This window comes from Legionella sp. 227, from assembly GCF_043161935.1.
In the GTDB taxonomy this organism is placed as follows: Bacteria; Pseudomonadota; Gammaproteobacteria; order Legionellales; family Legionellaceae; genus Legionella; species Legionella sheltonii.
Genome location: NZ_CP171154.1, coordinates 2433087 through 2459586 on the forward strand (window position 1 = coordinate 2433087; position 26500 = coordinate 2459586).

Below are 26500 nucleotides of genomic sequence, written 5' to 3' on the forward strand. Positions count from 1 at the left end.
ATTAAAAGTCTCAATTTTCACCTCTTTTTACCCGTCTAAAATTAAATCTTTCCATTGCTGACCCAATTTCATCAAGAATTTCACCTCTTGGAATCTCAATAGTATGTGATAGTGTATTCATTTTATAAATTACAATATCTTGCCCTTGGTTGTAAGAAAACCAACTATTTCCTTCTTTAATTTGAATTTTATTAATGCTTTCTAGGAGTGTAGAGTTGCTTAACGCTGCCGCAGAGGCTTTTGAAATTGATTGATGTACGGCACGATTTATTTTAATTTGATTATCAAGATTAGGTTGGAGCTCATACATCTTGCCAAGACTGTTATTCAATTTATTTTTTTGATCAATTTCCGCGATACATTCTTTTATAATCCTTTTTGCTTTTACTGAATAACCGAATTCTTTTGATAACAAACCGTTTAAAATACAATTGATTTTATTATGATACTTTATCCCATGATATTCTATTAAAATTGATTTGATTAAATTTTCAACATTGGTGGTTAAATTTGGAACCTTTAGAATCGACGCCACCAAATATGCTGAATGATCATAATCATTAATATATCCAAGTATTTTCCTCATGACATATAAGAAATCATTATATTTAAAATCAATTAACAACTCAGGGTTTACTTCAATATATATTGATTTGATTGTATTTATAAAATTAAATAACTCGTTTAATACCTTATGAAACCTTGGATCGTCTGAGTTTAGCCAATCTGTTGTTAAATAAGACATAATAATCTTATTTTTAACGATATTGTTAATAGAATAATGAAATATTTCTTCAAATTTTGTTAGGGTCAAATCTTCTAAAGCATGCGAAGATATCCATTTATTAATAATTTGGATGGATTCTTTAATTTTATTCTTTTCTGTTAAATCAAAAAGAATAAAATCTAAGCTTTGGGAGATTGCCTTCCATTTGAGGTTATAACAGCAAATATTTAATATTAGATTTATATCGTCATTATCCATATCCCCTTTTTTAGATTGGAGATATTTAGCAATTTCATATTGAATCTCAGGATGTTTACTTTCAGACAAAGCATAAATTTTTTCTTTCAGACTATTATCTTTCTCAGCAAATTTACACAAAGTAAAAACAGCACTTGAAGCAATTTGCATGTCTTCATTTAAGCATAAATTAGCAACTCTATTTTGGGTTTGGTGAATTTTTTCAATAGAAAGCCCATGTATCATTCCTAGCGATCTCACGCCGGTTGCTATTATTTCGTTATCTTCCGAATCTAGCATCTTTATTATTTTTTCATAGCCCACATTAAAATCCTTTGATACGGTGCCAAGATAAATAGAATTTAAATAACCATACAATCTTGAATCTTTTCTTGCCAAAATTGCTGATTCAATTTTATCAATTTTATCTGTGTTTTTATTGGTTATTCTGGCAAGCTCTTTAATTGGCTCGTAGAACATCCCTAAAGCAAGGTCATTTTCTGCAGCTTCAGAGAAAAGAGCTAAGAAATCCAATAATGAGTCAGGAGAAATAATCTTAAGTCTAGTTAAAATTTTTATAAGAAGTGATGAAGCATCAAAAATATTTATTCCTGAATTTATAGCTATTTGAGCAGTACAAAAAATATCTATTTGCATATTATTTATAAATTTAGATATTAATAAACAAAACTCCTCTGAGTCGAATGGATATTGTCTTTGTAAATTCAACATCGCATTAATCAATTGATATGGATCATTTTTAAGTTTATTTAAACTGTTGGTTATTTCCTGATAATTATTCATTGGTATTTGGCCCTAATTGAAAAATATCCAAAATAATTTTGTGGCATCCAGTAATTAATGTGTTAAAAATCTATACGCTTCTTTTTTTCAAATAAATAAAAGTCCTTAAATGTAATACTACGGAGGTGTGCAACGTGTCCGTCCGTGAGATTTCTAGAGAGTATTGTTGGAGTATGAATAATTTTTTAAATTATTTAATTTTTCTATTCAAGTAAATAACCCTAGCAATGATTCTACATACAATTTGATTGTCAACATGAAGATTTGCCCAATCTTCATTTAATGCAATTAATTCATAGACTGGTTCTGTTTTAGAAACAGATAATTGCTTATATTTTCGGATAACAACTTCATCTTCATTTCCAATTTGAGCTGCAACAAAATCTCCTGGATTTAATTTGGCGTTGGGATTTAAGATTAAAATATCATTTGCTCTAAACTCAGGTTCCATACTGTTATCTTTAATTTGTAGTGCAAATGCATTTTCATCAATTATGCTTGCAATTTCCGGACTTATAGGGACAAATGTTAATTTTTCGGGATGGAGTTCATTCTTTATTTTATCAATATAAAATTTTGGATCACATGCTTTTTTATAATCTAGTAGAGGAATTAATGCTCCTAATCCTGACCTATTAAATTGTCCTTCTCGATCATCTGATAAACCCATTAGAAAAGCAGGGGAGACTTCTAATGCTTTTGCAAGTTGGGTAATTTCCTCTGGGCCAGGAGTTCGTTCTCCACGCTCATAATTATTAATTCGGGAAATATTTAAACTATCAGTCAATTCGGCTAATGCTTTTCGGGTCAACCCTTTGGTTATACGTTCGTGTTTTATCCGTTGCCCAATTTTTTCTTTGACATTCATATCGTTACCGAGCCTTCCAGTTTCTGAGAAAATAGCCAATTAGCAGATATTGACTTAAGCGCAATACGTGCTAAATTGTACTCTTTATGAGTTGAATTGCTCATTTAGAGTATTTTAATGTAGTCCATCGTCTAAAAGATAACACAATCAGAACCTTATGACGATAAGAAGAAAGAACGAAGTGAGTAAATGGATTTGATTATGAATTATCAATTATACGTTGAGCCTCAGGTTGAGTGTTATATGGTTTAGTCCGTGCGATGTTATTACTATTCAGTCTGTGGGATATATTTAATTTTAGAATGCCAATCAGCGACAAGGCATTATTCCGTCCAAAATAAAGCCGCCATAAACCCGCCACAGAAAGCCACCATAAACCTGCATGAGGGATTCCTTGTAAATACTGGCTTATCTGAGTTTGAGCCATTAAAAGCCGACATAGGAAAATCTCAAAAAGCCGCCATACCTCATAAAGATAATATTATATTTATTTATTATTGCAATTCGAAAAATTTTGACTGCTTTATCCTGAGAAGAAATCCCATTTGCATGGAACGCTTTCTAGCTTCTAAATTTTGAGAATTCATTACTCAAAAAAAATCTTCAATACATTAAACACGGAAATTCAAAAGAGATGTTTTGAAATCCATGTGAAGCAGATACTGAACCAACAAAAACAATGTCATTTTCTTCAAGTAATGCCAATAGTCAAGCCAATGGCATGGAGTTTTTTTCTCAAAGTTCTCAGCCCTCTATCTTGTAAGCACTGATTAAACAATGATGCATTTTGGTGAATTCTGATGAATTGGTGGTGAATGAGTGGTGAAAAACCAATCTCTAATACAGTAGGGTAAAGGATTATCCTTCACCACTTGCTTCATCATGTGTTCACCGCCATTTTTGCTTTTAATTCGCAAAATTTATGAAAAATTATTTATTAATCATACAGATAAATTGCATATTTTTGTCGTGCGAAAGGTGTGTATCGTACTCTAAATTTATTTTTTTCTTGAGATAGACATTTTTAATACGTATGAGAAATTCTGATATAAATATTTCTAGAGCGCAATGCAATTGCGTGAATGTGATTGACAATTTATCAAAAAGAAGTGCATTTATTTGTTGATTGTTAATACTCGTTATGATTTAATAAATGCTCGTATTGAGCATATAATTGGGTTAAGTGAGTATACAGGAGTAACCATGAGAGAGCATCAATTTAAACAGCAAATATTATTTATCCGGGATGTTGAGGAAATTGTTGGTCGAAACAGACTTACACTACGGAGATGGTGGGTGACTGGAAAATTCCCTAAGCCTGTAAAGTTGAATGATAGCGTACTATCTTGGCACTATGATGTTATTGAGCAATGGATACATCAAAATCTTTATTTGAATAATTAATTTACTATTTCAACTTTCTTGGGTCTATGAACAAATGCACTCATACTCATCAAACTCATTCACCGAGACTACACCGCACTTTTATTCCTCTACTGTTTCCATTTGTGCTAGTGTTTTAACGCGACGTTGCTCACAATGGATACTATTAATCACTCCATCACTTCCAATAGGTTCGATGCAGAGTTCGGTTAATGAACGAATTAGATCTTGCATAATAGACTTTTTATCCAAAACAGATGTAGAGGCAAAACATCTCCAAAATTTCCATCCCGCACGTTCAAGGATTCTCTGCCGATTCATATCGTCTTCCCACTTTGACGCATCATGGTACCGATCCCCATCACATTCGATTGCTAATCGGGTGTCATTATGTCCTTCCACTACCATGTCTAATCGGTAATTTCCAACTTTCACTTGAGGGATAACTCGATAACCACGTTCAACGAGTAAATCATAGATTTCTATTTCGAAACCTGACTCACAAAGTTCACGAAGATTTTTTACTTTTATTTCATCCTGAGCAAAAGGCGAATTAAAATGCTCAATCAAACCACGCCGTAAACGATCCACGATACTTAAATCCTGGAGTTCAACACTTCGTACCAAATACATTCGATCACGAGCTCTAGAGGCAGCTACATTAAATCGTTGAGCATATGAGTCACGAGTATCGGCTTTAACGTTTTCCCGGGTAGCAACCATTGATAAAAACATAATATTTCGTTCTTTACCTTGGAACGTGAGAGCATCCCCACAAGTGATTTGGTGATTTGTTATTTTATCGGGTGAGATCCTTTGTTGAATTAGTTCCCAAATTTTTCGTGCTTGTTCATTACCTAACAACGAAACTACACCAATTGTCCTGTTTGCCATGTTTGGGTCATCACAGATTCTATCTATCTCATCTACAATAAATTTTGCTTCTGCAATATTTTCCTTATTATTACGAAATCCATCCTCAATAATAATATCTACTAATGGTGGATCTAGCCGTTCTGATTTTGTTGGTAATCGTAATGGTTTGAGTTCATGATTGTAAAATTCACGTTTTGAATATTCAATAATAGGAGTTACACAACGAAAATGTTCACGTAACATAACTTGTGAATCAGCGAAAACAACTTTACACAAATCATAAATTGATCGCTCAGGTGACATGGCTTGTCTATATATTTCAACTTGATTTGTTAAAAATTGAACCATTAAATTATTTATTTTTTCTTCTTCTAAACCAACACCATCGGGTGACACTTGTTTATCATCGCCAACAACAAGTAATTTATTTGCACGAAGAATAGCCGGAAGTGCGCTCAAATCTGATTGGGAGGCTTCGTCAATAATAACGAGATCAAAACATCCAAGTTCAGGAGGTAATGATTCAGAAATTCTATAATGAGGCATTATCCAGCAAGGTATTGCTTTATTGGTTAGTGCTGCTGCATTTTTAGCATCACGTCGATAACGAATTGCTCTTTTACCTGTGCCTTTTCCTATTTTTGAAATTGCCGATTGAAACGCCTGTAAAGCAGCTCTAATGTCTGGTGTTGCATTCTTGGATAATTTTAACCATGTACGTTTAGCCACAGTATCTTGATAGGTTTTTGCTAATTCCCGTTCAATCTCATGTCTTTGAGACGTTAATTTTTTAAACTCATCAAAGTGATTTATTGAATGAAAGTAATTTGCTAAACGGCGAAGGCGCCAAGCTTGGTGCCAATCATCAGGAAGTAAATGATCTATTGTACCCTCTAATGGATTTTCCTTGAGTTTTCGAGCCCATTGAGTAGCGCCAGATTGCGATATTAAATCAGTTATGGATTGTACGTCATCAAAAGCTGGTTTAAGATTTTGAATACGTCGTAATTCTTCAATCAAGCTTGTCCATTGGTTTTGTAGTGCAATATCGTTAAGCGATGGATCACCCAATGTTTCAGAAAGAAATGTTCTGATTGCATCTGAAATTGGACCATTAAAGTCCAATGTACTGTTGAGTATATTTTCTCTATCGGACCATGCTTTCGATGAGTGATAGTAATTTATATTTTTCTCAAAAAAATCCACTAACTCAAGCAAGCGATGATCATTTTCAAAAAGATCATCATATAAGTAGTTTTGTAATACTGAAGCTGATTGTTCTAAAATCTTTGATTCAAGCTCCTTACTCTTTTTAATTGCAAAATAAATATCCAGATCTTCTTTTATCAGTTTTAAAGAGTTAACTTGCTCTTCATTAACTAATGTGAAGATTGACATTCCTGTAACAACTGAATTCCATCTCAAAATCAGTTCATTAGTTCGGTTACAAAATAAAACATAACGGTATATATATAGCCATTCTTCTTTGGTCTTGGCTGGTTTATTTAAAATAAAAATCTCATCAATTTTTTTAATTAATGATCGTTTAGTTAATATCCCACTTATACCGAACGGTTGCTTATCTTGGCTTTTATTGGCAATTGCTTGAATAACGTCCTCGGTTAATTGAAGATCCTTGGGTATTGAGAGAGGTTTTTCTAAAAAAGAATTTTTTTCAATGTGTAATTCATTAACGTCAGCAGAAATTTTTTCGATAATATCTATTATTTGAGCTGTATCTGTACTTTTCAAAGAAAGGGCTAATGATTTAACCCAAGATTTATTTGCAGCTTCAATCTGCTTTCTTAGGTTTTGCAACTCATAAATGCACTGCAGAACGGATTCAATTACTGAAATATCTGATGATATGTCTACAAACTGAAGAGAGCTGTCAGATAAAACCTCTTCTTTCAGAGTCTTATTTTTTAATAATTTGCTATGTAAATTTAAAATGGTATTAAGTTTCGGAATTTGTTCAAGATTAGGTAATGATTTATTAAGATAAATAAGATCTGTTTGTAATTTACGCCGGGCTTCTCTCAAATGAACTATATCAGTATTATCGAACCTTGGTTTATTTTCATCTCCTATGATAATTAAATCGTCAAGCCAATTAAATTCTCCATCTGCTTCAGCTATTTCCTGTGCAGCTTGTTCAGGTCGAATCTCTTGACCATCCATGAAGAGAGACTGAATATTATTTATAGCCCAATTTGAAATTGATCGATCGACCCATGCCAGTTGAGCATGGAGCTTATCAATAAATAGTTCGTCATTTCTAATTTCACTTTCTAATTCAATACGATTAATAGTTTGTAGTTCTTGTGCAATTTTAGAAATTGCAAACTCAAACTGTTTCATTCCGTCTAGTTCATTAGTTAAAAGCGAAATAGCAAGAGGTTGGATTGAGGGAGGTAATTTTTCTTTTAATACAGATAGGGCTGGTTCTTTCATCGATGTAACAAGTACACGTTTACCATTCGCCATATAATGGGCAATAATATTTGCAATAGTATGTGTCTTTCCTGTACCCGGTGGACCTTGTACAACAACTCCATTTGAATGTTCTAATTTTTGAACAATTTTTACTTGCTCTTCGTTAAAAGGTAGAGGAAAAAATAATTCTTTAACTTCCGCAGTTTCTGAGGTTGAGGAATAACTGATACTTGATAAGCCTCGAAAGTTAGTAAGCTTTATCTCTCGATGCTCATTTAAAGGTTCTGTGATAATTTCTTTGATAATGCTTGTTATTTCGGGGTTCGTTTCATCTTTAAATTGTTTTTTGAAATTTTCTAAGTCTTGAATATAAAGATTCTTACTACGAGGTCTGGCAAATAAAATCCATGTATCAGTAACTTTTAATTCTTCACTAGCCTCTGGTAGTTTGCGATCATCTTCTTTGGTTTGGTTCGGCCAATAAACGCCTTTAGAATCCAAATGTGTAACTGCCAATTGTAACTGTGGTTCGTATGAAAGTCGTTCAAATGGTGATAAGTCTTGAGATTGCTGTGAAATCATATCATTGTATGCTTTCTGAAAGTCAGTTACCCCTAGATTATCTATAGACATATACACATCAATTTCAAAAACTGGCTCAACAGATCGCCTTGGACGAATTTCAATGGCCATATCTTTTTGATTTAATGAAATTTCAGCTGACTGAGTAATTAGAGGATATCTAATATTGAATTCTGTTCTTTTCCATATACCAAGTCCAATTCCCCACACTAATTCAATTTGTGTATCGGTAATTGCTCCTTCAAGTTGTTGTTTCAGTGTAAAAAGCTCAGAATATAATTTGATTGTAAGTCTACGTTTTTTTTCTTCGGTTGACCAAATAGCCCATTGATTATTAATGTAATTTTGAAAGAGAGTTTCTATAGTATCGCGATTTTCATATTCAGATAAAAGAATTATATTCTGTTGTTTTTGTGAGTTCTCAGTAACAGGATCGATAGAATCATAAATTTTATCTGACCCAACAGCTTTTTTTAACTGAGGTTCTGTTTCAGCTTTATTTGATATATCTAGCCATACGATTAATCGATCATCTTCCGGTATTGGTGGCGATGTTTCGGTTAATCTTTCAATTCGTAACCATACTTCATCTTGATCGTCTTCACTCGTGTCGAAATGCACTCCTGGTAAAGCAATTAATTCATGCTCAAAACGTTGAAATATTCCATGCTTACTGACATCTTTGACTGGGTTAAGTTTTAAACGAGCAGATTGCTGAGCAAATTCAATAAGAGATAAAAAGCGTTCCTGTTCTATAGTGCTAGGAGTAGTTACTTCTTGAATAGACTCATCGACATCCGCATTGGAGTAATTTTGCATTAATGACCTCAAATCTTTAGCTCGTTTGTTTTATCTTGGATGTTGATTACACAACATCAAACCCATAGAAATTCTTGTCTCACAATTCCATATTTGTATTTTTAGGAGTTAAGAGTGTTTTGATCTAAATTTGATCGAGTGCGCAATATTACATCAATGATGCATTTAATTCCATCTATACGAAATGCATAAGTTGCTCATTTGGATTTAAAATTATCCTTTGTGTGAAAAAAATTATTCATTAATTCCACAGTGGATGATTTTGCCAGTTATTTGGTATCCCCATTGAGCTTGCACTCCATTTATATTTCGCCAATATTGGAAGAATCAGCTCCTCATAGGATTTTGCCCACTGTTGAGTTTTATCAGAATGATTCAATAAGTATTTAAGAATAAGCAGAATAAAAAAGGAACGATCACTTCTTGGGGTTATGGGTGGAAGCCATGCTTGATCAAGTCCATCTAGTTTTGGCCTAATTGCAAGTTCTTTATTCCAAAGTCTACTGTGGTGTGCGCATATATTTCGGACGTAAGTTAAAAAATGCAGGAAATTAGCTAATGTTTTGGGATGCAAATTATAATGGGTTTCAGCAATTACTCGTTTATCTTCATTTTTCAAACCTTTATATAAAAATGAAAGTGATCCGAAAGACGTAACTTCGGTTGCCATCCAAACGGGCAGCGTAGGGAAGCCTTCATATTTATGCATAAAATGTTCTATAAATGGCTCTTTGGAGCGAATGATTTCGCTTTGTATCTGTAAAAGCCAAGTTTTATGTTCAAACTTGTTATGAAAATTTTCGCTCTTCTCAAGAGCAAATGCACCATAATGATGGGCTAGATGGTAGGTGATATGTGTTCTTATCGATATTTCGATACGTTCTAAGGCATCCATAATAAGAAGTCTTAACTTTCTATCAAACTCGTATAGCTCAATAATATTTTCAAAGAAAATATTATCTTGAAATTGATTAAGGAGTTTTCCTTGTTTATCTCTTTTCTTGAAAGGTATCCAATACGCACTCAATCGGTAGTAACTAATATTGGATAAAATTATTAAGGCTTCTTCTTCATTATTGACGATCAGTCCACGATCTTTTAATTGTATCAGTTGTTCCTGAAAACTAAGGGCGGGCTTGAGGTATTTTATTTTTGTTTTAGTGTTCATAGCGCACATATAAAAAAACCGCCAAGGTTACGCAAGGGCCGAAGCTCTCTAGGCGTGGCGGTTATGTTATCTAAATTATACATTCTTGATCACGGTTTTGTAAAGCGACTGTGGCTTCAGAATTATATCCAATGCATTCTTGAATGCATATTGCCCATTTCTCAAGAGCTTCTTTTCTCTGAGGTAACATCTCATTCTTATTATAAGTAGCCATAATGCGAGGCATTTTATGACCGAGACATTTTTCTATAACAACGGGGTCAATATTCAAACATTCTCCTAATTGAGTGGCAAAGGTCCTTCTTAAATCATGTGCTGTCCACTCCGGGATGCCAACACGGTCCTGGATACGTTTAATTGCTCGTGGTAAGGCACTTTCATCCAGTGGTTTTTCAGGATCCAGACCCATCAAAACAAAAGGGGAGTCACTGATGGATTGCAGTTCTTTAAGAATAGATTTTGTTAATTGATGTAAGTGAATCTTAACCGTGACAGCACCTTTATTATGTTCAGGAGGAACAGTCCAAATAGAATTGCTAAAATCAAAGTGATGCCACTGGGCGAGGCGGATTTCTGCAGTTCTAACGCCAGTCAATATAATGATTTTGATGGCGCTTTTCGTTTGGATAGACATCTTACAGGCTTCACTATCTAAGAAATGCCAAATTTTTTGTATTTCATCGATGCTTAAGTAACGTTCACGAGGTTTTTCTACACCACCAATATCACGTGCACGGATATTGTTTGCCGGATTTTGTTGCATTGCTCCACGGCTAACTGCGTAATTAAACGCCTGCTTTAATGTACTTAAAATACGATTGGCATGCACAGGTGCTCCACGCTGTACAATAGTGTCAAGTGCCATTGTAATATCCATGGTTTGAATTTGATTTACTTCCATTGTTCCAAGCAGGGGGATGATGTTTGCATCAATATGCTGCTTAATTTTCAAGGGTTGCTTGTGATTTTTTTCGACGTAGTTTGTGTACCAAGAGGTGAAGAGTTTCTCTATGGTATATCGTTCACGCTTTCGTTCCTGCTCGATGTTTAATTTTGGGTTAATACCAGAACGACGAATTTCTCTTAATTCGTTAAAACATTTTCGCGCTTCAGCCAACGTCATTGCTGGGTAGTGACCAAAAATAATGTAATCTTTCTTATTATTGATTTTATAGCGGTAAATCCAGCTTTTAGTTCCGGAAGGATAAATGAGAATACCAAAGCCACCACCTTCAAATTTTTCCTGTCGTTTATCTTGTGGTTTTAATCGTTTAATAAAGGTATCAGTAAATTGATTCATAACAATCCTATGTTATTCAGTGGGCACTTTGGTGGGTACTTTTTAATGTGCTTAGATGAATTTTTTTGTTATTCTTTGATATCTAGAATAATGTTTAAATTCAGTAATTACAAGGACTGTTGGTTGTGGTTGAACTTTTTTGATAGCTTATGAAATTGATGAAAAACTGACTCTTAATCTCTTGGTCATAGGTTCGAACCCTATACGGCCTATCAATGAAATCAACCTAAAATGGATTGACTGATCTTGGCTCACTATCTACAGGATGTTTAAGACGTATATTTCTTTTATTCATAAATAACTCCTGGCGTACTTTTTTTTGTCGTTGAATCATAAACTCAAGGTTCTTTTGTTTTGTCTCATCAATGAAATCCGCCTTGCTAAGCTGTTTGATATTCATTCTCTCAGGCGAATCTTCATCTCTTCTGCTTTTATCTAATGTTTGGCGTACCTTGGAAGCGGGGAGCCGTTGGCCATTATGACATGAATATTTTTTTTTATCTGTTGAAGGGCTAAAAAGGGTTCCTGCATAATAATCGATGAATGCATTAAATAAGATTAAATTTTGATGAAATTTCTCTGCTATGGATTTCTGATTTCCCTTATTGTTGCAAAAATAAAGTTTAATGCTTCTTATTCGATGATGCAGATAGAGGAAATCGGAGTTAAAACGCTCAGCTATTTTATCAATACTAAGAAGTGTAGTCTGAGCGGTAGTAGGAAAAGTGCTTGCCAGATGAAACTGCTCTAACAAATAATCAATACCATGCGCCAGCACATAGATTGTAAGGGATTCTTTCATCATAGATTGATAATTAATTTTTTTACCATGTTGTATGATGAGCAGATTTTGAGTGTTGAGCACTTTTTGCCAATAAATTGCACTAGCTATTAAATCATTTTCTTCACAGAATGGAATATATAGGATAATCATGCTCTTGGCTCATCGTGATTTTTAATCTAATTAACTGAATTAAGGAATGGTGAGTGTAGAAATTTTATAATGAATTGTTCGCAACGATGCAATTGTTCCAGTGAAACAAATTCATTGGCACGATGAGCTTGTTCAATGCTCCCTGGGCCACAAACAATCGTCGGTATTTTCGCATGTTGGAATAAACCTGCTTCGGTTGCATAAGCCACTTTAAGTAGCTGGTCATTGTCACAAATTAATTGAGCGGCGCGAACAATTGGTTCTGATGGGGGAGTATCTAACCCAGGAGCATTCGCAAGCCTTTCTAAAATAATGTTGGTGTTCAATTGTTCCTTACGGAGTGTGGGAAGCAGTTGAGTTTCTATATAATCAACAATTTGTTGATGAAGTTCATCGGGATTATCTGCTACCAAGTTTCTAATTTCAAAAATAAACTCACACAAGCTAGGTATCGTATTATATGCATTCCCACCCTGAATGAGATTTGTAGATATCGTTGTATACGGTACATCATAGGCTATATCACGATGTCCTTGAGATTTAAGGTGATGCGCGATATTGCGAAGATACGTAATTAATGATGCAGCATGTTCTATGGCATTACAACCCTGAGGCGTCAGCGATGAATGAGCTGCTACACCATGAATTTGGCAACGATAGCATTGTATTCCTTTATGCCCGATTACCGGTTGCATCGAAGTGGGTTCTCCCACAATACAGGCTTGCGGTTTATAATTGAGCTGTGTCATTTTATCAATAAGACTTGGTGCACCAAGGCAACCAATTTCTTCATCATATGAAAAAGCAAAGTGTATTGGGAATTCAAGATTTAATGCTTTAAATTTCGGGATGAGATTCATGACTACGGCAATAAAACCTTTCATATCACAAGCCCCGCGGCCGTAGACTTTTTCGTCTTTTACCGTTGCCTGAAAGGGGTCGCTATCCCACGTTTGCCCATCAACAGGTACCGTATCTGTATGTCCAGATAAAATAAGTCCTCCATCGAGTCGACCATAGCGATTTGGGATGGATGCAAGTAAATTTGCTTTTAGTCCTTTGTCATCATGAATTAAAATGGGATTAATCTGATGATCATTCAATGCATTGGCTAGAGTTTCAATTAATGATAAATTGGAGTTGCGTGAGGTGGTATCAAACGCGGTCAGTTTTTTTAACCAATCCAAAGTATTCATAAGATTCCTTTTAAAATTAAATGGTATGCAGTACAAAACTCAAACTCTTTTCAAGCGATTATAATCTTTCTTGCCGCACAAAACACCCTAACAACATTAGGAAACATCTTTTTTCATAATCCTCATGATTCATGAAATTTTGTGGGGATTGTCTACAATTGAGGATAGGGATTTTTAATCAATCAATTAATTCGTTCTGTTATTGATGACATAAGGAAATGAACAATGAACAAGATGAACGTCGTACAGGTCAATAAATCCGGTGAATGGGAAGCGGTTGAACGAGACATAATGATGCCTGCAACAAATCAAGTTCGTATCAAGGTTGAAGCATGCGGAGTGTGTCATTCCGATGTATTTGTGAAGGAAAATTTATGGCCTAATCTTCAATTCCCAAGAATTCCTGGTCATGAAATCGCAGGTGTAATTGATGAGATTGGACCTCATGTTACCCAATGGCGATCGGGTCAACGTGTTGGCGTAGGTTGGGCGGGGGCGCGTTGTGGTCAATGCCTTCCCTGTCGTCACGGGGATTTTATCTTATGTGAAAATCATCAAATTACAGGATTACATTATGACGGTGGTTATGCACAATATATGATCGCGCCGGTTGAAGCGCTTGCTGCAATCCCTGATGAGCTCTCATTTGCTGATGCTGCGCCATTAATGTGTGCAGGTATTACTACTTTTAATGCATTAAGACATAGTGTTGCTCGTGCAGGTGATTTAGTGGCAATACAGGGTATAGGCGGATTAGGTCATTTAGCAATTCAATTTGCTAATAAAATGGGATTTAAAACGGTTGCTCTGTCTAAGGGAGCAGACAAAGAGTCCCTCGCTAAAAAGTTAGGCGCTCACATTTATATAGATTCTGACAACCAAGATGTTACTCGTGAATTAAAAAAATTGGGTGGTGCCCAGGTAATTTTAGCAACAGCACCAAGTGGTAAATCAATATCGCCCTTAATTGACGCGCTTAGTAATAAAGGTGAGCTGGTTATTGTAGGCGCTTCTCATGATCCAATTGAGGTCATATCGACTCAACTTATTTCTGCGAATCGCTCGATTAAAGGTTGGCCTTCTGGAAGCGCAATCGATATAGAAGAGACATTGCAGTTTTGTGCGCTGACGGGAATTCGTCCTATGATTCAACAATATTCACTGAAACAAGCGGAAACAGCTTTTGCCGATATGATGGCAAATAAAGTACGATTTCGTGCAGTGATTAAGATGTAGTGAAAAAATAAATTAAGTAGGGTTTTTGTTCTATACTTAACCATAATCGCGCATCTTTTCAGGGAGTGAAATTATTATGAAAAAATTATTATTAGCATTTTTTTCGTTGATGATACTCAATGTAAGTTCTTACGCTGACAAAATTTTGATTACAGGACAACCCATTATATTGGAAAAACAAGGAGATGTTTATTATGTCCCGGCTGATTATAAAACAACAACATCTTATTACTATGTAACTGTAGAGGGGGCGAAGCGAGTCTGTTATATAGACAAACAACCTTCCTTAACTTCTTTAGATACTTCAACACTTGAGGTGAATTACAATGGCTCCACCTTGACTTGGGTTTGTTATCCATTTGACACGAATTATTTTGAAACTCGATGAAATAATTCGGTGAAGTGAGTGCGGAGGAACGTACTGGTCAGGGCTTTCACGTCATCCTGAGGAGCTTACGACGAAGGAGCTCCTCAATAGGGCATACTATTATCTCTATCTCATTTAGGACGACGTATCCCAGGCGAGCTTATCAGAAGTGAGAACAAGAGCATTGGAGACCTGGGTTCCGCTTCATTGGATTGGAAAAAATCATTTTTCTTTTGAGGATAAATCAAGTGCATTAACTACCTCTTGTAGTGCTTTTAAATGAATGGGCTTGGTCAACACTTTAGTCATCCCTATACCCAAATTTTTTGATACTACCTCATCTGAGGTACTTGTTGTTAAGCCAATAATCGGTATGGGATTTTTCTGTGTTTGTTTTTCCAGATCGCGAATGCACTGAACCAGATTTTTATCTGAATTACTTGATATCCCTACATCAGTAATAATTAAGTCAAAATTATTTGCTTCTAACAACTCTAGAGCATGCTCGCCATCAATCGCTGAGTAAAATTGATACCCAGCCTGTTCTACAACATTTTCAATCATATGAAGGGAAATAATATTATCTTCTACGAGAAGAATCAGTGGAGAATCCGCTGCAGTTGCTCCTTGTCGCGCAGGCGTTTGAGTTTGATTATATGAAGGATTGAACTCATCGTACCCCACTTTCATGGTCAGGGTAAAATAGAAAGTAGAGCCTTTTCCAACTTCGGTTTCTAAATGTATTTCGCCACCCAATAGACTTAAGTACTTTTGTGCCACATGAAGTCCAACGCCATAACCGCTGTGCTGGCTTTTATAAGAAGGGATGGCACGAAAGAACCGATCAAAGATTTTGCTCTTTAGTTCTTGCGGTATACCGATTCCTGTATCGATCACACTAAATCGAAGTTGCGTATAGCTGTTTTCATGGGAAAGGGTTTCTACCTTAATTGTGACCGTACCGGTGTCTGTGAACCTAATTGCATTTCCAACAAGATTTAACAAAACTCGATGTAATTTTGTTCCATCCGTAATTACTGCATTGGGTACTGTATCATCAATCTCAATGTTGAGTTGAATCTTTTTCATTTCCAGGGTTGGTTGAACGAGATGTGCGATATCCTTGATGTGCTTGCGTAATTCGAATAATTCTTCTTGGACATCCTGTTCTCGGAGATTATCTGCTTTAACGATTTCCATAACACCATTAAGTAAATCCAATAATTTCTCACCGCTTTCATGAATCCAACGTGCATATTGTTTTCTTTCAGGATCTTCTGCTTTCTCCTCTAAAAGTCTTGACATCCCGACAATACCACTTAATGGAGTATGAATATCATGGCTCATATTTTCAATAAACTCGGTTTTAGCCTGATTGGCTACTTCAGCGTTTTCTTTTGCACGACGTAAAGCAACTTCCATTTTTTTGCGTTCTGTGATGTCCAGGGAAATACCTAAAACGCCAATAATTTCATTTTTTTGATTGCGTAAAGGAACTTTTTGCGAATAGTAAATGCCCATTCCATTTGCCATGACTGCATATTCTTCCGCAGTATGAGGTATGCCTGTTTCCATGACTAATGTATTGAGTCTATTTAATTCTTCAGCCTGATCTTTCCATGGCATATCATAATTAGTTTTCCCGACAATATCTTTTCTTGACTGCAGCCTTGCGCTGGCCGCTTGCGCATCGTTACAACCTAAAAATACATTATTCTTATCTAACCAATAAACGTGTCCTGGCATTAAAGCAATAATATTTTCATAATAATCATGAACTGCCTGTAATTCATTTTTAAATATTAATCTTTCTTCTTCTAAAGAAAGATTTAATTGAGTAATTTCCTCATTCTTTTGATTAATAATCTTTTGTAATTCGTGTATCTTTTCAGAATCCATTTTTCACCATTTTCAAATGAACTTAACAATGAAAATCAGGGTCATTATTAAGTAAAATTGTTTTTACCTAAACTGCTTGGACAGATGTTAATAGACTAATTTACAACACGCTGAAAAAAAGTCCTCAAAATATTCTGTTCTTAATAAAATGTTAATGAGACTATTATAAACTATTTGCCGAAGAAATGGTTATTTTTTTTTCAAAATGAATTATACTATGGCTATATTTTTAGTCGAATAATTCAAGATTATTAGAGTTTAGAAAACCAGATTAATTATAGTACGCGGTAGTATCGAATATAAAATTTATTTAAGTCGGTTCATGAAATGGTTAGCGTACTGATGTGATAGAAATAAGCGCTAAGGAATATTTAGATGCCAAAAGTTAGAGGTCCAAAAGACGGTAAGATTGTTACTGCTAGTTTTGATTCAATCGATAAAAAAAATAATTGTAAAAGTTTTTTCCCCACATTAAAGACTACAAAAAACTTAGTTCTTTTAAGTATTAAAGGAAATGAGTTTTGTACAGGCGAGTATTTGGCGGCTATTGTGAATGAATCAGTAGCGATGCATCAAACGCCTAATGGTCACTCGGGTACACAAGGTAAGACAACGTTCTTAATTGCTGATGAAATATACTGGCATAATCTCAAGAAAACATCTGATGATGGGGGGGATGTGCTGAAACTGCAAGCCCGAGAGTTGGGTGAGTCGTATTTTGAAAGAAATTTAGGTGCTTTTTTAGCTCCTTTGAATATTACTCCAGAAGATTTTAAACGCGAATATTCTAGTAAATCGACGGATGAACAAATTGCGATTATCAATGACCTGGCGTTAAAACAAGGAAAAAATTTTGAGATTATGCGTTGGCATACCTGGGAGTCTCAAAATGACTTTAAGAAATCATTAACTGAAATCCTGCCTCTTTATAGCTCCATAGATGGTCTTAAGTTACCTATTGAGCAAGCTGCGAGTGACTTTGCTAAGCGTCATCTCGAAGAAGGAGAAAGTGATGAACTTGAACTGTGGCGTGCTCGCTCTCGAAGCTATCTTACTGAAGAAAGCCCTTCTATTATGTTGTTAGCGGCCTCCCTCGGTTATAATTTCATTACTTACCCAGGTAACATTCTACCTCCATTTAAAGCAACAAAAGAATTCTTTGTTGTTGAAAATCATGTGCCACATATTGAAAAGGGCCGGAATATTCAAGAAGAGTGTTTCCATGATAAACACAGCATTCACGTTGCGAAACCTTCTTTACTTGTCAATTGGCTGGAAGTGAATTTTAAAAGAAGCCATGATTTAACTGTTACAAGTGAAAAAGCTGAAAAAAATGAAAAAACTCAAAAACCTAAAAAAGATAAAAAAACAAAAAATGACGAAAAAATAATCAATCTCGGAAAGGTTGAGAAAGCTGAAGCAATTGACGAAGTTGATGAGGTTGAGGATGTTGAGGATGTTGCGCCACCACAAGAATCTCAGAACGTTGAAAAATTTCAGCCGGTTGTAATACCGGTTAAGACCGAGAAGTTAAGCAACCTGGTTACTTTTTTCTCTCCTAAGAAACACAGCTCTAATCCTCAATCCTCGGTAAATCATTCGACATTATCGAGCTCCAGAGATGAAGGGGTTATAGTGATGGAGCTTTCTAATGGAAAAGAAAAAAACCTGGAACGTCTATTGCCAAAAGGAACTAGAGATGACATCTCTTCTGCACTAACTGCAGGAGTTGGCCTTGCTCTTTATAAAGAATCTCTGTCAAGAAGTAAAAAATTAGATCTGGAATATAAATCATCCCCGCTGAGTCAAATATTTCAGGGTATTACTCAAGGCGTGTTGTCATCAGATCTTTCTATGGCGGAGAAAATTGGTTTTTTGACCGAGCTTATGGACAAGTATATGGAGCGGGAGAGTCGTCTTTCTTCAGGCGCTACAACGGCTACCCCATCGTTAACGATGTAAAAAATTCTAAGCCCATATCAATCCGAGATATGGGCTTTTCTATATTGTTAAAATGATTTTACAGTTTGATAAGGAAATTAAATTATTTAAGCTGATCGGGGTTAAAAACCTTTCCATTCACGATAATGTTTTGGTTTTCTAATTTAAAGGTGAAGGCATAATCAGTACCTTCAATCTTTAAAAAACCTTTACTCACTAAATCCTGCAATATTTTATCTGCTTTTTTATCCGCATCGTTATCAGGATTTGTTAAAATTTGTGTCGGACTCGTTGTAGATACTGGTGAGGTCACCGGATTAGCTTGAGTATCATTGGGGGACGATTCGTTTTTAAGCGAAGCGATCAGCAGTGTTTTTACCGTCGCCATTGGGGCTTTAAAGGAGCCTTCACCTTGTAGTTTTTGCATGATCTGCGATAAATCATTGCTCTCATTTTTTGGCAGAGTTATTTTAAAATTTCCTGCAATTTTCCCATCCGGTAAATTCAAAGTCATTTGAGAAAGCTCTATGACTGCTCCTTTAGCAAGCAGCTGAGGTAATTCATTCAGGAATGCAAGCGAGATCATATTGGGATCACTATTATTTTGCATCATGCTGAATTCTTGCTGATTGATTTTTGCGGCAGCAATGGGATCCAGATTTCTAATACTTAAATGCATCATTCCTGGTCCATAGTTTTGATTATTAGCAAATAATTTCTGTAATGACAGTCTAAAATCAATGTTTAATGCTTCATGACTCACATCAGAGCGCGCTAGAAAGTTAAATCCGGTGAGTTCAAATAACGGGGTGCCAGCTAGATTGATTGATATAGTAGGAATATCAAAGCGCGAATGGCCTAACCACAACCATTCTTGGTAACGTTTTAAATTAAAATCATAGGTAATTCCACCGACTTTAAAGATCACATTACTCTCTGAGTTCGCAGGGTTATTGGCGGATCCACTTAATCCTAATAATTCTAAATTACCCTCAATACGATCAAGATTAGAAGAAACACTAAGTAAGGAAGTTAATCCCTCCCAAGAGAGTTGAAAATCGCCTTCATTTTGCCCAATTTTGCCTTCTATGGCTAAAGAGGGGAGTGTGTACCTAAATATGGTTCTATTGAGGTAATTAATAAATGCTTCATAATGCGTTTCAGGTTGAGTCGTAATTATCCCCATTCCAAAACGTATTCCATAGTTTGTAACTATAAAAGGTCCATGCTTGATGAGAATGGGTATATCGGTATCAAAATCAACGGGTGGTTCTGTTTTGGCGACACCATTTTTATCCGTTGTAGTTTGCGCAGGAATATGCATCTTGATTGATATAATCGCATGAGAAGAAAACCATCCGCTGTGGTATTCGTGAAGACGGACATTAAATGCGGAAGATTTAGGTATCGAATTTATATTTTTATTTAAAGTACTTTTAATTGTGAGGCCAATGGCATAATAAGCCACTAGAGTAAGTACTACCAGTAACACAAAGAAACCAGTCCATTTTTTCATAAGTATTCAATTTAAATTCCTTTTAATATTATGTAGCCTAAAAAATTTGTTTTGTAAAATAAATGAATATTTTCCATTTAAGAAACAGGCATTAAGAATTTGGATATGACTCTGTAAAAATTCTATCAGCACTAAAGACCAGGTTATTCTGGTCTGTATGTTTAATGATTAAAAGTAAACGAATTACAAATTGATTCTGAAATTTCATTTGGAATTGATTGTATAAAAGGAGTTGATTGCATAAAGAATGAATGGCGCATTATCTGTCTCATATAGTGCTGATAGCCTGCCGAGTCTATAATATTTTTTTGAAAATCTTTTAGATGAGGTAACTTAAATTGACAGCCTTCTTCTAGCATATCGTTGAATCGGGGATCCTCTATACTGGAATACAATCCTCCTAATTCTTCCCATAATTTTTGGATAAGTTCTTTTTTTATTGCTTGCCAGATAGGTTTTAAATCGTTCTCAAGGTGCGAAAAGAGGTGCATTAACTTCTTATATTCTTCAGCAGTCTGAGGTTTAGTTAAAGGCTCCAAATGGCTCATGACTACCTGCTCAATAATTTTATCCCTTCGCGCCGAGACAGCAAAAGTTAATGCTTTTTCTAGTGGAAAAAATTCATTACATTTGGGTTCGTAAACCAGTACTTCACCAGTCTCAAACTCATAGAACCAGCCATGAATAGTGAGTTCTTTACGCCTCAGTTTTTCAGCTATGAGTGGATATGATTTTAAATGATCCATCTGAGCCAAAACATTGAGCATAGTGGCGTGTCGTACTTTTAAAGCGAAATTATCGTTATAAGATTCTTTCGAGTCATTGATTTTTTCTAAGACAGAATGTGAATGAGTAAGCCATGAGGCCACTGCAGGATGATTTGCGTCTGGATTAGGAGCTAAAAGACCTTTCATGGCGCCACAATGTGAGTGGCCACAAATAATAATGTCTTTAATGCTATGAAGCTCACTTAAGGCAAACATCAGTGCTGCTGCTTCACTTGAAGGAACATGAGGGGGGGGAATAATATTCCCTACATTACGGATGAAAAATAAATCACCAGGTTTTGATTGTGTCAAAAGATTTGGCAACAGGCGTGAATCAGAACAAGTAATAAATAGAATTTCCGGGTCTTGTCCTGAACTCAATCGCTGAAAAATATCCTTCATTTGTTTAAACGACTCGTCTTGAAATTGACGAACTCCAAGCATCAGTTTAATTAACATTGGACGCTCCTTGTAATATGGATAATAAATTTCTATACCTACATAAGTACGAATAGTCTGCCTTTTTTAAAATAAGATATTATTTCATAATCGTCAATTTTATATCAAAATTGTAAAGAAAGCTCGGGAGCATTTTTGGATATTTTGTAAATAAATACTATGATCTTAATAATTGATAAATAATTTAGGACAATATGGACTTCCCGGGCATTAAGAGCGATCAAATAGAAAATAAGCTTATAGCCGCGTCCTATAATAAATTTTATGTGTTAATTATTGCAGATTTTTTTGCCACCCTTTTTTTTGCCGCAATTATTTGGCAGCAAGTGAATAACAAACTTCTAATCGTGACATGGGTCTTGGTGATGTTCCTCTTTAATCATGTATTGAGAAGTTTATTTTTATATCAATATTATCGTCGAAAAAGGCAGGATGGTTTATTTCATCCAGCCTTTTGGAAAAAGTACTTTGTAGTGAATAATTTTCAGTCGGGAGTGTTATGGTCTTTAGGAGGAGCTTTATTTATCTATGTCGATGATCCGCTGCATCGCATGGCAATTTTTGTTTATCTCATTGGTCTTCTTGGAGCACCAGCGGCAAAGCTCCTAACCATGCATAACGCATACATTGCTTTTATGATACCACTTTGGGTGCTCTTGATTTTTTTATCGGTATCCATTGCACCCTCACTATCATTGATTTTACTTTTAGCGATCTTGCTTTTTGTGCTTACACTCATTTATGCAACAGCACAATTAAGTCAATTTTTATTAAAATCACTTTATCTGGAAATATACAGTTCAAATCTTTTGTCCGATTTAAGACGTAGTGAAGAAAGCTTTCGCAATACTATTGAAAATGCACCAATCGGTATGGCCATTGTTTCACCCGAAGGAAAATGTATTCATGCAAATCGTACGCTGCAAGAAACCTTGGGTTACAGTGATGAAGAATTACTGAACAAAAGCATGGTGGAAATCACCTATCCTGATGATAGATTGATGACTCGAGATGCCATGAATAAACTTCTTCAGGGTGAATTGCGTATTTCACATATGGAAAAACGTTATATTCGAAAGGACGGAAGTATTATCTGGGGGATGGTTAGCTCGAGTCTAATCCGTGATGAACAGGGAGAGCCAATTAATTTTATTATGCAAATGAAGGATGTAAGTGATCGCATACAAAATGAAGAAAAAATGCGACAGTTAAATGAAAAAACGATGGAAATGTTAAATGAATTGAAGCTGCTGGAGCATGATGAAAGTTTATTAAATAAATTGAATCGCTCACTACAAATTTGCATTACCACAGAAGAAGCTTACCCCCGAATCCATTTAATTGCTCAAGATTTATTTCCAGACTTAAGTGGGGGGTTATCAATTTATAATAAAACGATCAAGCAAATGGAAACAGTAGTTCAGTGGGGAAAAGAACAATTATTACCTGATATATTCCTGCCTATGGATTGCTTTTCAATTCGCGAGGCAGCCACTAATGTAGTGGATGATCCCAATAAATCAGTACCTTGTGCCCATTATAATACGCCTCCTCAAGGTGGATATATGGCGTTACCGCTTATGGTACAAAATGAGTTGATAGGTGTTATCCATCTCCTCGCACCAAAAGATAGAAAGTTAACACGACATCAACAAGACATGGCCAATTCCTTTGGAAATATTGTGAAGCTTGCCATTGCTAATATTAACCTGCGCGTATCATTGAGCGAGTTGTCCTTACATGACCCATTAACCAATTTATACAATCGACGTTATTTAAATGACATTTTGTCACGGGAATTAATTCGAATTGCTCGGGAAAAAAAGACATTATGCGTTGCGATGTTGGATATCGATAATTTCAAGAAATTTAATGATACTTACAGTCATTTAGCGGGGGATGAGATACTCAAAGCCATCGGAAAGTTATTAAAAGACAGTTTCCGTGAAAGTGACATTTCTGTACGTTTCGGTGGAGAAGAGTTTGTTATCGTCTTGTTGAACACTACCTTAAACAATGCAGTGAGTAAAATGGAAGAGCTTCGTGAAAAGATAAAAAATATATCAATTTACTTTAAAGGCAATCCCTTGAATCACATTACTATTTCAATTGGTGTTGCAGAAGCACTAAAACATGGGGCTTCTATTGATGAAATAATAAAGGCTGCTGATCTTGCACTTTATGCTGCAAAACTGGCAGGCAAAGATAGAGTAATAGCTTACAGTCATAATACCTAATTTTGTGTTTTCCAGTTTTGAGCATAAGGTTTTAAAAATTAGCGAATCCTACGCATACTCATAGTATTAGGTACTAATTCCTGAAGCTCCTCCCAATAAGTTTGAATTAGAAGCTCTTTTATTTCCGGACTTGGCCCTCTGGTAATTGCTCCATTGGTTAATTTTTCTCCGATAAAGTGAATTAAGTTGTTTATCGCTTCTTGAATTTTATCTTTATCATTCATTAAAAGACATTCTAATTGAATAGTTAATTCTTCTATTGCCTGGTAAAAACGATTTTTTGCCCCTGATAATTGGACCGTTGCTGGTATAGGACTTTGGGGTTCACTATAGTGCTGATATGAACCAATCAACGGTTGGTGCTGAGAGGATAATTCCTTTAATTTTTCAATCGCTCTATGATGATTAGGATCTATTTTAATTACGTGTTGATAGAGATCGAAAGCTAATATAATCGCATTTTGTTTTTGAATTCCATCAGCCTTATATCTACAAAAGAAATCTGCTATAAGAGACACTAAGTTCGCTAAAAATTTCGGTTGGTTCGAGTGAGTTACTATTTTTTTAAATGCCAATTGCAGGGCGCGGCTATGAGGCATTTCATCCCCTACTTGTTGAGAGGGGGATGAAGGAGGAGAAAAAAATCCCTGTTGTACGACGAAACCATAAGGTTGAGTCAGAATGAGCGGTATTGTTGAATCATTTTCCATCATTAATGGATTGGAAGATCCCAAGTCACTTGATAGAGGAGGAGGGGTATCCTCATCCTGATGAGGCTCGGAGTCAACAAGCATATCATTTCCGAGGTCTGTAAAAGAATCCTCAGTGTTAAATCCGTCTTTGCTTAAATCACCCAGTGATTGATCCATGCTTGTCTCTTCATTCTCAGAGGCATTCAATTTATCATCATATTCGTTTTCTTCTTCCTCTTGAGGGATTAATTGAATTAAAGCACGCAAGTCATCCAAAATGGGATTTTCTTTTTCTTCCTCTTCGAGTTTGGTATAAAGGGTTTGACACTCGTGGGTCAGGGCATCGACATTTTGGCCATTAGCAAGAGCTATTGTTGCAACGTAACTAAGCAGCTCGAGTCTCTCCAAGGCTGATTCAATGGTCAACGCCAAGAGTTTATGCCTATCAATATATTCGGACATCATTCGCAGGCTATCTCTATTTCCGGTTTCTTTATATTGCTGTTCAAGTAAATTTAAATAGCCTAAACTACTTGAGAGGTTAGGATTTCCTTCTATTTTTATCTGAAAATCAATCGCTCTATTCATCCACTGAACCGCTTTTGATAGTACACCTTGGGAGTCAATAAGCGTCTTTTGGTTTTGTTCATCGAGTTGATCGACTAACGCATCACTTACTTCCTCGCAAACTGTTGCAAGCAATTCATTAACGCGCGTTACTACGTGATCTTTATTACTATTGGACTGAGATAATCCTGTAAGATGTTCTTTATAAACCAATTCCATTTCATGCAACATACTTGGAATATCATCCCAATAATGAGCGACAGCATCGAAGTTCAACTTGTCTACTTCACGACGTATGAGCATAAGTTTGGTATGCACTATTTCGGAAAGTACATAAACTAGAGCATCATAAAAATCGTTATGTCGAGAACCATTAGAAGCAGCATGAAGTTGCAAAGTTTTTAATGCTTCTGAATAGTGCTTGTATGCCTCTTCATATTTTTGTTCGTTGTAAGCTGCATCGCCTTGTTCTTGTCTGAATGTATTAAAATAAAATCCCATGATGATTGCCTGAAAAAAAAGACTATTGTAGCTAAGATATTTTTTTATTCAATAAGTAAATATATATTGCAACTATCAATATAGGGGTAGCAATACATTACATATTTTGAAATCATGAAAAGATAAAATAATTATTTGGGCATAGAAATCATCATGTTATTTACTGAGATATTGAATAAGAAAAGCGCACCTCCTGAGGTACATGGACGAATTTACTTTCGTTCAGATAGCAGACCACCCGAACTCATTTTTAAAGAAGGCTTCGTTCCAAGAATCAAAGCTTATGGTAACGATTGGTGGAAAGAGGCAATTAAGTCTCGAGGATACATTAATGATCGAGGAATTGATGATAAAGCTGTTGATGCTGATCCTGCGGTATGCATTTGCATGAGTACTAAAATTGAAAGCGCAGCTATTTTTCCGCTCAATAATGAAGAGACCTATATCTATGCTATTGCGCTTCCAGATTTTACCCAAATAGAATATGTCGGATTGGGTAATGGAGAAGTGCTTTTGTCACGAACGGAAGATACTCCAACTGACAATAAAGAAATTGTGGTTGATTTGAACGAACTGCAAACGGTGCAAACAAGAAATATTAATGATTTTTTTAAGTCCTCAATGACGCTAAGTGCGGGTTGGCCACTTCATGCATATGAAGCAATAGCTTTTCAAGTGTTGCCCAGCTCCATTATCTGCGCCATTAAATGCACCAGAAAAATCGCAGAAGAGGAATTGAGTAGTGCCTCTATAGATAAAAAAATCACCCTTCATGGTGATATTATGCAGAATTTAAATTTTTGTGACGCACAATTATTGAAAGTAGGGGCTGCAAATCAGGTACGTTATACGACAATTGATTATAGTTTACAAAGAACGCAGGCAATGCAACAACTGACTGAATTGAAACAAATGAATGATATTAAAACACCGAATAGGCACTACGGATTTGGAGGAAAAACTTTTTAGTTGCTGTCGCGCTCCTTAA

17 protein-coding genes and 1 pseudogene are annotated in these 26500 nt (G+C 35.5%); 7 read left to right on the forward strand and 11 right to left on the reverse strand.

Annotated elements, in window-relative coordinates:
- Positions 1 to 10 precede the first annotated feature (10 nt).
- Both ACF8MK_RS10505 and ACF8MK_RS10510 read right to left on the reverse strand, forming a co-directional pair.
- A complete protein-coding gene (locus ACF8MK_RS10505) occupies positions 11 to 1768 on the reverse strand; it encodes a hypothetical protein (RefSeq protein ID WP_392536609.1) in 1758 nt (585 codons plus the stop codon).
- Between the two features lie 190 nt (positions 1769 to 1958).
- The gene (locus ACF8MK_RS10510; protein WP_392536610.1) at positions 1959 to 2636 is read right to left on the reverse strand and encodes a helix-turn-helix domain-containing protein; all 678 of its coding nucleotides are present in this window, start codon (positions 2634 to 2636) and stop codon (positions 1959 to 1961) included.
- Between the two features lie 282 nt (positions 2637 to 2918).
- Between ACF8MK_RS10510 and ACF8MK_RS10515 the strand changes: the two are divergent.
- A pseudogene (locus tag ACF8MK_RS10515) lies at positions 2919 to 3151 on the forward strand (hypothetical protein); the annotation flags it as partial.
- Between the two features lie 688 nt (positions 3152 to 3839).
- Positions 3840 to 4040 carry a helix-turn-helix transcriptional regulator gene (locus ACF8MK_RS10520; protein WP_392536611.1) on the forward strand — a complete coding sequence of 67 codons (201 nt, stop codon included), beginning with the start codon at positions 3840 to 3842 and terminating at the stop codon, positions 4038 to 4040.
- 81 nt (positions 4041 to 4121) lie between these two features.
- Here ACF8MK_RS10520 and ACF8MK_RS10525 read toward each other — a convergent pair whose 3' ends face one another.
- From ACF8MK_RS10525 to argE, 5 genes are all read right to left on the reverse strand, one after another.
- Entirely contained in the window at positions 4122 to 8732 is a 4611-nt protein-coding gene (locus ACF8MK_RS10525) for an AAA domain-containing protein (protein WP_392536612.1), read from the reverse strand.
- A 241-nt stretch (positions 8733 to 8973) separates the two neighbouring features.
- The gene (locus ACF8MK_RS10530; RefSeq protein ID WP_392536613.1) at positions 8974 to 9900 is read right to left on the reverse strand and encodes an Abi family protein; all 927 of its coding nucleotides are present in this window, start codon (positions 9898 to 9900) and stop codon (positions 8974 to 8976) included.
- Between the two features lie 70 nt (positions 9901 to 9970).
- Positions 9971 to 11200: a tyrosine-type recombinase/integrase gene (locus ACF8MK_RS10535; protein WP_392536614.1), complete on the reverse strand. Its 1230-nt coding sequence runs from the start codon at positions 11198 to 11200 to the stop codon at positions 9971 to 9973.
- A 226-nt stretch (positions 11201 to 11426) separates the two neighbouring features.
- Entirely contained in the window at positions 11427 to 12134 is a 708-nt protein-coding gene (locus tag ACF8MK_RS10540) for a hypothetical protein (RefSeq protein WP_392536615.1), read from the reverse strand.
- Between the two features lie 26 nt (positions 12135 to 12160).
- Complete coding sequence (gene argE / locus ACF8MK_RS10545; RefSeq protein WP_392536616.1) at positions 12161 to 13330, reverse strand: acetylornithine deacetylase; 1170 nt, start codon at positions 13328 to 13330, stop codon at positions 12161 to 12163.
- A gap of 225 nt (positions 13331 to 13555) precedes the next feature.
- Here argE and ACF8MK_RS10550 point away from each other — a divergent pair, with 225 nt between their 5' ends.
- Together ACF8MK_RS10550 and ACF8MK_RS10555 are read left to right on the forward strand one after the other, a co-directional pair.
- Positions 13556 to 14566 carry an alcohol dehydrogenase gene (locus ACF8MK_RS10550; RefSeq protein ID WP_392536617.1) on the forward strand — a complete coding sequence of 337 codons (1011 nt, stop codon included), beginning with the start codon at positions 13556 to 13558 and terminating at the stop codon, positions 14564 to 14566.
- Between the two features lie 76 nt (positions 14567 to 14642).
- The gene (locus ACF8MK_RS10555) at positions 14643 to 14954 is read left to right on the forward strand and encodes a hypothetical protein (protein ID WP_265702756.1); all 312 of its coding nucleotides are present in this window, start codon (positions 14643 to 14645) and stop codon (positions 14952 to 14954) included.
- Positions 14955 to 15155: 201 nt separating this feature from the next.
- On the opposite strand, the gene ACF8MK_RS10560 is transcribed toward ACF8MK_RS10555, so the two are convergent.
- Positions 15156 to 16832 carry an ATP-binding protein gene (locus ACF8MK_RS10560; RefSeq protein ID WP_392536618.1) on the reverse strand — a complete coding sequence of 559 codons (1677 nt, stop codon included), beginning with the start codon at positions 16830 to 16832 and terminating at the stop codon, positions 15156 to 15158.
- A gap of 375 nt (positions 16833 to 17207) precedes the next feature.
- Between ACF8MK_RS10560 and ACF8MK_RS10565 the strand changes: the two genes are divergently transcribed.
- The gene (locus tag ACF8MK_RS10565) at positions 17208 to 18794 is read left to right on the forward strand and encodes a hypothetical protein (protein ID WP_392536619.1); all 1587 of its coding nucleotides are present in this window, start codon (positions 17208 to 17210) and stop codon (positions 18792 to 18794) included.
- Between the two features lie 82 nt (positions 18795 to 18876).
- Here the strand turns inward: ACF8MK_RS10565 and ACF8MK_RS10570 are convergent, their stop codons facing one another.
- Both ACF8MK_RS10570 and ACF8MK_RS10575 read right to left on the reverse strand, forming a co-directional pair.
- Entirely contained in the window at positions 18877 to 20289 is a 1413-nt protein-coding gene (locus tag ACF8MK_RS10570; protein ID WP_392536620.1) for a YdgA family protein, read from the reverse strand.
- Positions 20290 to 20450: 161 nt separating this feature from the next.
- A complete protein-coding gene (locus tag ACF8MK_RS10575) occupies positions 20451 to 21515 on the reverse strand; it encodes a carbonic anhydrase (RefSeq protein WP_392536621.1) in 1065 nt (354 codons plus the stop codon).
- Positions 21516 to 21781: 266 nt separating this feature from the next.
- On the opposite strand from ACF8MK_RS10575, the gene ACF8MK_RS10580 reads away from it, so the two are divergent.
- Positions 21782 to 23752, forward strand: coding sequence for a diguanylate cyclase (locus ACF8MK_RS10580; protein ID WP_392536622.1), 1971 nt, complete (start codon positions 21782 to 21784; stop codon positions 23750 to 23752).
- Positions 23753 to 23790: 38 nt separating this feature from the next.
- Here ACF8MK_RS10580 and ACF8MK_RS10585 read toward each other — a convergent pair whose 3' ends face one another.
- The gene (locus ACF8MK_RS10585; RefSeq protein WP_392536623.1) at positions 23791 to 25512 is read right to left on the reverse strand and encodes a hypothetical protein; all 1722 of its coding nucleotides are present in this window, start codon (positions 25510 to 25512) and stop codon (positions 23791 to 23793) included.
- 153 nt (positions 25513 to 25665) lie between these two features.
- On the opposite strand from ACF8MK_RS10585, the gene ACF8MK_RS10590 reads away from it, so the two are divergent.
- Positions 25666 to 26481 (forward strand): hypothetical protein, encoded by an 816-nt coding sequence (locus ACF8MK_RS10590; protein ID WP_392536624.1) that lies wholly within the window; start codon positions 25666 to 25668, stop codon positions 26479 to 26481.
- Positions 26482 to 26500: the final 19 nt, after the last annotated feature.

Coding starts and splice junctions, on each gene's coding strand:
- ACF8MK_RS10505 (WP_392536609.1), bottom strand. CDS start 1,768: ATGAATAATTATCAGGAAATAACCAACAGTTTAAATAAACTTAAAAAT.
- ACF8MK_RS10510 (WP_392536610.1), bottom strand. CDS start 2,636: ATGAATGTCAAAGAAAAAATTGGGCAACGGATAAAACACGAACGTATA.
- ACF8MK_RS10520 (WP_392536611.1), top strand. CDS start 3,840: ATGAGAGAGCATCAATTTAAACAGCAAATATTATTTATCCGGGATGTT.
- ACF8MK_RS10525 (WP_392536612.1), bottom strand. CDS start 8,732: ATGCAAAATTACTCCAATGCGGATGTCGATGAGTCTATTCAAGAAGTA.
- ACF8MK_RS10530 (WP_392536613.1), bottom strand. CDS start 9,900: ATGAACACTAAAACAAAAATAAAATACCTCAAGCCCGCCCTTAGTTTT.
- ACF8MK_RS10535 (WP_392536614.1), bottom strand. CDS start 11,200: ATGAATCAATTTACTGATACCTTTATTAAACGATTAAAACCACAAGAT.
- ACF8MK_RS10540 (WP_392536615.1), bottom strand. CDS start 12,134: ATGATTATCCTATATATTCCATTCTGTGAAGAAAATGATTTAATAGCT.
- argE (WP_392536616.1), bottom strand. CDS start 13,330: ATGAATACTTTGGATTGGTTAAAAAAACTGACCGCGTTTGATACCACC.
- ACF8MK_RS10550 (WP_392536617.1), top strand. CDS start 13,556: ATGAACAAGATGAACGTCGTACAGGTCAATAAATCCGGTGAATGGGAA.
- ACF8MK_RS10555 (WP_265702756.1), top strand. CDS start 14,643: ATGAAAAAATTATTATTAGCATTTTTTTCGTTGATGATACTCAATGTA.
- ACF8MK_RS10560 (WP_392536618.1), bottom strand. CDS start 16,832: ATGGATTCTGAAAAGATACACGAATTACAAAAGATTATTAATCAAAAG.
- ACF8MK_RS10565 (WP_392536619.1), top strand. CDS start 17,208: ATGCCAAAAGTTAGAGGTCCAAAAGACGGTAAGATTGTTACTGCTAGT.
- ACF8MK_RS10570 (WP_392536620.1), bottom strand. CDS start 20,289: ATGAAAAAATGGACTGGTTTCTTTGTGTTACTGGTAGTACTTACTCTA.
- ACF8MK_RS10575 (WP_392536621.1), bottom strand. CDS start 21,515: ATGTTAATTAAACTGATGCTTGGAGTTCGTCAATTTCAAGACGAGTCG.
- ACF8MK_RS10585 (WP_392536623.1), bottom strand. CDS start 25,512: ATGGGATTTTATTTTAATACATTCAGACAAGAACAAGGCGATGCAGCT.
- ACF8MK_RS10590 (WP_392536624.1), top strand. CDS start 25,666: ATGTTATTTACTGAGATATTGAATAAGAAAAGCGCACCTCCTGAGGTA.